The following is a 7,825-nucleotide window of genomic DNA, read 5'->3' on the forward strand; positions in this document are numbered from 1 at the left end:
GAACACGAGAGGAACACGAGAGCGACAAGCAGACGAAGAAGTCGGGTATCGGTGTGGGATCGGGTGGCGGATTCATCTCGATCTATGGCAGCCACGACAAGACGATCAGCGAGAGCTCGACCGATAATATTGGTTCGACGCTCACCGCCGCCAATGGCAACGTCACCCTCAATGCCACCAAGGGTGATCTCAAGGTGTTGTTGAGCGTCGTATCGCCCTTCGAGACGAATTTGATGTTGTTCGAGGCGCTGACGGTGGAGATCACCTGCGTGATCATCTCGACGCCGAACACCGGCAGCCAGTCGAACAGCTCGACCTCGCTTGGTTTTTCCTTCACAGGAGGCACGATCGGCAAGACGGATGGTCAGGACCTGCTGACCGCCAGCAATGTCGGCACGGCGCTTGGCGGCCTCACCCTTGGCGGCGTGCAGCCGGGCTTTGGCTCCGGCAAGGGCTCCACCAACTGGATCGACACCCCGGCCGGGCTTTATTCCACCGGCGACCAGAACATCACCGTTGGCAAGAACACCAACCTGACAGCGGCCGGACTGATCTCAACCGATGGCCAGGTCAACCTCGACACCGGCACCTTGACCTGGTCCGACTTCGTCGGTTCGCAAAAATACCAGGGCTATCAGGTCAATGCCGATATCGACCTCTATGGCGGCAAGGACGCCAACGGCATCACGCAAAACAACTCCAGCGCCGAGGGCAAATACCAACTCGACGATGTCGAGCAATCGGTCAAGGCGACGATCAGCGGCAGCGGTGGTGCCGGCAACATCACCATCCGCAATCCCGATCAGCAAGCCGCGCTGGAACAAAGCGGGCAGACGGGCACTCCCGCTCAGATCAACACCGATCCCACCCAGCAGAACGTCGTCACCAAGGACAAGCATATCGATCTGGAGCCGTATATCTCAGTGCAGAGCCTGCAGGCTGCTGTGGATGCGGGCCAGACGCTCATCGAGGCGATTGGCAGTGCGTTCGACAAGATGCTCGCCGATGGCAAAATATCTCCCGAGGAGAACACATCAGCGCACAAGATCCTTCTGAATCTAAAGGATCCCAATGTTCGCGAAGCGATCGCCAACTGTGCAAAGCAGGCCAGCGGTACTGCTTGCTCGGGCACCGGTGGTCTCACCTCAGACATGGCGCAAGACATCCTTGGCACGACGCGTAATGCCGGCAAGGTCACCGTCGTCACCTCGGAGGATCAGGTGACCATCACCGAATTGACGGGCATGGATGATGAAGATGATACAGACAACCCGTACGGAGACGTAACAAAGCGAGGAATTTTGGCTCCTCCGCGAGAGGATCTAAGCAAAAACTTTTATGGCGAAAATATCGAAGATAGACCTGACTTCATCCTCTCGCCGCGAACGGTTGATGATATAGTTGGCGAAGGGCAACTCTTACCTAGAACCGGAGGTATGACCACCCAAATACAAAAGTCAGGCGGCTTCGATCAGGCAGTTACAGATTTCGATTCATTGGGCTTAAAAAATGTTCGTGACATTAGTATGCCAAATGGTGGTTCAGGTAAAGTTGGCGAGTTGCCTGACGGAACAATGGTAGTTGTCCGTTCTATAAGTAGCGAAAACAGGCCGGGGTTTACCAGTCAAGCAACCTTAGAAATTCAATATCCCACCGGATATACAAAGATTAGATATTAACGATGCGAATCCATAGAAGACTACAAACGGATCAGGTACTACCAGATAGGCTGGACTTTGTTGGGCTATTCTACGACCACAAAGGCTATCGAGTGCATGTCGCAGAATTGGGCGCGCGGGACCCGATAAAATTTGAGCTTGATTTTGGCGTCACCCCGTTAGCCCAGCGAAGTATGGATGAGGGCAGGTACCTGTCGACGTCTTGGGCAGCAGATGAAATTGATGGTCCCCTTGGCCCCATTGTCATTGTGACAGGTTCAGATTTCCTCGAATGGTTCCACGATCAGAGTTGTGGCGTCTATCCACGTGATCAGGTCAAGCATGTCGCGGTGTTGACCCAGAATGAATGGATTGAAGTACTGTGCCTTGAGCTACCAAATATCCGTCGGCTAGACGCCCAAAGTCCTTGATGCATACTCAGAGCAACGTATGGGCGGTTCCGTCCGAACGCAGGATTCCAATCCGGAGGATTTCAGTTATTATCTAATTATCCACGGCCCGTGGCCGGCAGACAAAAAAGCTTCGGAACTGCTCCTGTGGAACAACTTATAACATGACTGCTATGGCTTTCTCACAAAGTACAGGAACAAAAAACAGGCGAAATTTGGGAAAAGAGCCGCACTACACATACAGACAAGAACGGTGAGTGGAAAGTTCGACACCCGGAAAACTGCCCGAGGGATTAACTGTTCCGGCGGAGTGGCCAAACAGCGGGTCGGAGTTGATCGGTTACAAGGGGAAGCGCCGGAAATTCAACCTCTTGTTTCTGACGGTTGTTTACGGGCGAAAAGAGAAATCCGCGATGCTCTAATTTCCACCTCAAGAGTTTCAGAGCGGTATCCTGAAAAGCCTTTGGTGTCGGGAAAAGCCGTTGCGGCAAAGCTCACTTTCGATCGGTTTTCGAAACCCTTGCTTTGCATTTCGGTTGTAGATGACTCCGGACAGCAACCGAGGTTACCCTTTGCCAACTATTTCGATCCGCAACACTGCTGCCGAGCACGCGCTGGCGCTTTCATATTCGTGCACAATTATTGTCCGACCGGAGATCGTGGCCGGACCGGACTTGTCAAAGTTATGCGGCCCAAGGGGCTTGCACATCGTTCGCCTGCGCAGTCCGCCGTACCCCGACGACCGGAATCAATGTGAAACGTGGTTTCGGCCGGTACGGGATATCGCTCTGTCAAACGACGATGGCGAGAGGCTCATCGCAGCGCCCGACGTGGTTGATTTCGTAACTGGAGAGTTCGCTCGCGAAGCTATGTCCTTTTCTCACGTAGTCATAACGGTTGTGGCGAACACGGTCACGGATGCTGTTTTGAAACTGGTGTCACACGACATTCCCGCGGAGCACGTCGAAGACACGCGGATCGTCGACCTGACGGGGTGTGCTCCGACCTTGGTTGTTGAAGTGCCCGATCGCACGGTCGTCCCGGCAATTCCTCCGAGGATACCCACGCCAGGCCAATGGTCTCTCGATGAATACGTTGCAAACGACCATTTTGCGCTTGCCCATCGTGGGAAGCACGAGAAGTTCGACCCGGCGTTCACCGGGGTTTTCGAAAAGGAAGACCTAAGACATCATGTTCGGAACGGATGGGCGGATTGGTTTGATCTTGGAGTTCGTGCTCGCAAGCTGAGGCGCGCCGATCGAAAGGGCGTGATTTCGATCGCAGATCGCGCGCCTGGTTTTGGTTTGATCAACCAAGCGGGGCTCTTGGAAGTCTGGGTGCATGTAACAGGGGCTCCGTGGGCATTTCTGCAATAATACCCGCTAAGGGAAAGCGAAGTTGTTTGGATTGAAACGGTTAGCGCGGATCGGCCTGAAGCGTTCGAGGGGTCGGTCAATTTCGTTCCAGAGATAGTCGCCGGTGAGTGCGATATGAGCCCAGGGAAGCGGTGCGACCTGGGAGAGCAGCTCGGCGGGAATATCGATGCCCTGGGTGCGGACATAATCGACAGCGCGGCTGAGTCGGCACGGCGCTTGGCGGCCTCACCCTCGGTGGCGTGCAGCCGGGCTTTGGCTCCGGCAAGGGCTCCACCAACTGGATCGACACGCCGGCCGGGCTCTATTCCACCGGCGACCAGAACATCACCGTCGGCAAGAACACCAACCTGACTGCGGCCGGACTGATCTCAACCGATGGCCAGGTCAACCTCGACACCGGCACGCTGACCTGGTCTGACTTTGTCGGCTCGCAAAAATACCAGGGCTATCAGGTCAATGCCGATATCGACCTCTATGGCGGCAAGGACGCCAACGGCATCACGCAAAACAACTCCAGTGCGGAGGGCAAATACCAACTCGACGATGTCGAGCAATCGGTTAAGGCGACGATCAGCGGCAGCGGTGATATGGGCAACATCACCATCCGCAATCCCGGCCAGCAAGCGGCCCTTGAGCAGAGCGGACAGACGGGGCGAGTCGACCAGATCAATACCGATCCCACCCAGCTAAACGTCGTCACCAAAAACAAGCATATCGATCTCGAGCCATATATCTCGGTGCAGAGCCTGCAGGCGGCTGTGGATGCTGGAAAGAGCATTGCTGACGCGATCAATGAGGCGATGGCTAAAATGGTGGCCGACGGTACGATCTCGGCCGCCGACCAGAAGGCCCTCCCCAAGCTGCAGCAATACGCCAACGATCCGGAGGTCCAGAAGCAGGAATCGCAGTGCCTGCAAAGCGGCGCTTCCGAGGTTTGCACCATCAAAACCAGCGTGTCAGAATACGGCTACGGCGGTGAAACCATCGTAGTTTCGACAGATGCGCTTCAAGCATTCACTGGCGCAACCGGCGTTGCGACCGCTGCTGTGGCGGCAGGTCTCATCGCCTACGCCTATAACACCAACTCGGGCGAACAGTTCATCGACAAGATCGTTCCGATCGCCAACGGTCTGCAGGGCGAAATCGTCGGCAACAAGGATGATGGCAGCCTGACGTTTTATATTCTCTATCCCGACCAGACCAAGGCGCGGATCGGGCTCGGTGTGACGGCAACCAATGGGCAGCTCGCCGTCGAATATGCCTACGGGCCTGATGGGCAGCCGCTTTCCACCGCAACCCTCGACGACTTCGTGAACCAGATCAACGGTGCTGGCAGCACGGTGCAGATCGTCTATAACCAAAAGAGCGGATCGGGCTCGGGAAGCAATGGGAGTTCGACCTCGAGCTCAAGCTCGTCAACGGGATCGCCAGATCCTGAAGACGATAACACGCAATAAAAGAGACCGAATGACAACCTACAAAAGGGTGACAAAATCGATCTCGATGCTTTTAGTCAACGTGTTAAGGTAGAGGGTGAAACTCGATACGTTGATCCAAAGTCGGGATTCCAAATTGTCAAAGATAGGGCAGGCCTCAACTCACATGGCGGCAGGGTAATCCCCCCGTTTTTAACGGGGCTCTGCAGTCGAATTGGTACGCTTAGCTCTGAAGGTGTGTATCTGCGTGGATGACAATGAATAAGCAACAACTAGACGACAAGGTAAATGGCTATTCCCATGTCCTGGAATATGCCGTGCAAGAGCTGCCAGCTTTGGGCTTCCATCTAATGAGCATTTCAATATTTGATCACTGGCTCTCCGTTGAGGAGGCAGATTGTTCAACGATCCTTTCATTTTCAATTGCGAAGAAAACGGGGAATCTCGAGGCCTATCTATCTGGTGAGAAAAAATATCTCTCGTTTTATCGTTCGCTGTCCCGTTGCGGTGTGATATGCGGAAGACCCGGAAATCTGAGTATCTTCGAGACTTACAGTAATAAATTGGAATCGATCTTAGTTGACAGCTTGCGAGAGCAACAGCTGGCAGATGTATACTTCATCGGTCCCGAAGTGCGCCTCATAGGGGGATATGACAGGACTGATACCATCGCGGCAACGACGACCGATGCCCTCTCTTATGTACGCCGAGAAGCCAACGCCTCGGGGCTTCACGTTTTGTAATAAGTTGAGATCGGATCCAAGGTCACCATCACCGACTCCGAGGACAAGACCATCGTCAGTGAGACCGGGGAGGGCCACGAAGAAAATGAAATTAGGACTTGGGAAGAGCTACGGGACGAATATGAAGCCTTAAATGGTCCAAATCTGTCTACATCGATTACGCGGGCTTTGAGTGCCAGCGATGCTCAATCGGATTATAAATGCCGGGCAGGGGGAAATATTTATTGATCAACGCGAAACCTTCCACCTCCATCGTTGCGATTGGGAGTTGGGTCACTAAGGCCGTCGCCGCGATGTGGATGTCGTGCCCCGTTCGGGACGGCTTGCCGTTTTTGACGTGAAGCTTGAGGCTGTGGAGTCGTGGATCGACGTCAAGCACTGCCCAGACCTCCATCATCTTTACGGTCGTATGCTTGACAGGAATGCGGCTTCGAACGATCCGCAGGTACCACTCTTGCTGAGCTGCCGCTCTAACCGGATCAACAGCATCAGTTCGCGCTATATCAGCTTGCAACTCGACGAGCGCTCCTCCAGGAATGTAGAAGAGTTTCGTTTCCTCAATAAATGAAACCACAGCCGCATTCGGTCGTCGCTTTCGCAACTCCCGCAATACGCAGGTTGATCCTTCGAACCTGTCAAAGCTGCTTTGCCGGGCGGGCTTCACCTATAAAAAACGTATGGCCCGCCCCGCTTGCAAGAGGATTCTACGATTTGCTGATCAGTCTGCGTCAACGTATACGGTCTCATGAGTAAGCTCATGGCCAAGACGGACATCCGCACGTTCAGAGCCCCAATAAACACTTCGGCACCAGTGCCATTTTTTTAACCGGGCTTTCCAAACGCCGTTCTGTGGCGGTGTACGCAATGCCGACAAAGGTTGATCTTGCCGGCAACTTCCCTGGGATTTCCCACAAGGCATGCCATCGAGCAAAAGCTAAAGCGGAACGGCCAACAAACGAAGGTGCAGCACGAGGCTTCACTTTGAGGCAGCACGCCACGGGTAGGCATAACGCTAGAGAAGAGCGGCCGGGAACTGCGGAGCCCGTCAGGGCAAGCACTCCCCGATTCTGGTCAGAATACCTTCTGGACCCGAAAGCGCGTCGATCTCCTTTTTGCGTATGCCAAACCTTGATCTGAGATAATGCTTTGGTATATACATCGTATAGCAATATGGGAGCTTGTCATGTCGACAAAAGCCGTTTTCACGATGAAACTGGAACCGGAATTGCGCGATACGTTCATGGCCGAAGCCGCTGCGGATGACCGGCCGGCGGCCCAGGTTCTGCGCGAGTTGATGCGCGAATACATCAACCGCCGCCAGCAGGCGCGCCAGTACGATGATTACTTGCGCCGCAAGGTGGAGATCGCACGCGAACAGCGTAATGCAGGCATGCACGTGTCCAATGAGGACGTGGAAGCCGAAGCGACAGCACGCCGCACGGAGCTACGACGCCGGATCGATGAGGCAGATCTGTGAAAGTCCGATGGATTGCGGCGGCGCGACAGGATCGAGCTGATATTGTCGATTATATCGCAGTCGAGAACCCACGCGCGGCGCTCAAGATGGACGAGCTGTTCAGCGAGGCGGCTGCAAAGCTCGGCGATTTTCCGATGCTGGGCCGCATGGGGAAGATTCCCGGAACACGTGAATTCATCCCGCATGAAAGCTGCCAGATTGTCTACGAAGTGGACGAACCAGCAAACATGGTATGGGTAATGGCGCTTGTGCATACCGCCCGCCTGTGGCCACCGGCCGGGGAAGATTAATCGCCTTGCCCATCTGAAATGCGTCCCGAGCCTAAAGCAAAAAAATGGGCCGCCGGAAGAATCCGCGGCCCTTAGGTATGAAGGTTCAAAACCTCCAGAGGAGACCAGTCGATGCGGCGGCACTGGGAGGAAAAGACCGCCACGCCCATCAGATGCACGCATAATGCCTGATTCATAGGCGACTGGAATCCTTTTATTGCGTGACGCAGCTATGGATGTGCTGCATCGCACAATAGCAATTCGCGTTCACGCCGACGTGTGGAGCGGCGGCTTTAGGAACTGTTGATAAATAAAGGAATCGCAGCTTTGGATTTTTTGCGGCGCCGGGATTCCCTTTTGGTTTGAAGCCTATAGAATCGCGGTGTGATTGACGAGGCCGCCATCCAACTGCGCTATGCTGCGCTTGAACCTGTTCTGGACGAACGTGGACGACGT

The 7,825-nt window shown here is 54.6% G+C and carries 7 protein-coding genes and 2 pseudogenes; 6 read left to right on the forward strand and 3 right to left on the reverse strand.

All coding sequences use genetic code 11. The features are described 5' to 3' along the window. Positions 1-1,679: pseudogene (locus tag QD357_RS30945) on the forward strand (hypothetical protein); the annotation flags it as partial. 961 nt (positions 1,680-2,640) lie between these two features. Further along, entirely contained in the window at positions 2,641-3,444 is an 804-nt protein-coding gene (locus QD357_RS30950) for a hypothetical protein (protein ID WP_414125813.1), read from the forward strand. A gap of 6 nt (positions 3,445-3,450) precedes the next feature. Here the strand turns inward: QD357_RS30950 and QD357_RS30955 are convergent. Continuing rightward, a pseudogene (locus tag QD357_RS30955) lies at positions 3,451-3,648 on the reverse strand (Tn3 family transposase); the annotation flags it as partial. Between the two features lie 35 nt (positions 3,649-3,683). On the opposite strand from QD357_RS30955, the gene QD357_RS30960 reads away from it, so the two are divergent. Together QD357_RS30960 and QD357_RS30965 are read left to right on the forward strand one after the other, a co-directional pair. Further along, a complete protein-coding gene (locus QD357_RS30960; protein ID WP_414125814.1) occupies positions 3,684-4,901 on the forward strand; it encodes a hypothetical protein in 1,218 nt (405 codons plus the stop codon). Between the two features lie 236 nt (positions 4,902-5,137). Further along, positions 5,138-5,623: a hypothetical protein gene (locus QD357_RS30965; RefSeq protein WP_414125815.1), complete on the forward strand. Its 486-nt coding sequence runs from the start codon at positions 5,138-5,140 to the stop codon at positions 5,621-5,623. Positions 5,624-5,780: 157 nt separating this feature from the next. On the opposite strand, the gene QD357_RS30970 is transcribed toward QD357_RS30965, so the two are convergent. Then, complete coding sequence (locus QD357_RS30970; protein WP_414125816.1) at positions 5,781-6,197, reverse strand: type II toxin-antitoxin system VapC family toxin; 417 nt, start codon at positions 6,195-6,197, stop codon at positions 5,781-5,783. Between the two features lie 609 nt (positions 6,198-6,806). Between QD357_RS30970 and QD357_RS30975 the strand changes: the two genes are divergently transcribed. Beyond that, positions 6,807-7,100, forward strand: coding sequence for an antitoxin of toxin-antitoxin stability system (locus tag QD357_RS30975; protein WP_210318879.1), 294 nt, complete (start codon positions 6,807-6,809; stop codon positions 7,098-7,100). Then, complete coding sequence (locus tag QD357_RS30980; protein ID WP_414125817.1) at positions 7,097-7,390, forward strand: type II toxin-antitoxin system RelE/ParE family toxin; 294 nt, start codon at positions 7,097-7,099, stop codon at positions 7,388-7,390. Before QD357_RS30975 ends, QD357_RS30980 begins: the two co-directional genes overlap by 4 nt. 193 nt (positions 7,391-7,583) lie before the next feature. On the opposite strand, the gene QD357_RS30985 is transcribed toward QD357_RS30980, so the two are convergent. Then, positions 7,584-7,825, reverse strand: a 242-nt coding sequence (locus QD357_RS30985) for a hypothetical protein (RefSeq protein ID WP_414125818.1), incomplete at its 5' end; no start/stop codon positions are given.

Source organism: Rhizobium sp. BR 317 (genome assembly GCF_047445835.1).
Lineage (GTDB): Bacteria > Pseudomonadota > Alphaproteobacteria > Rhizobiales > Rhizobiaceae > Rhizobium > Rhizobium paranaense.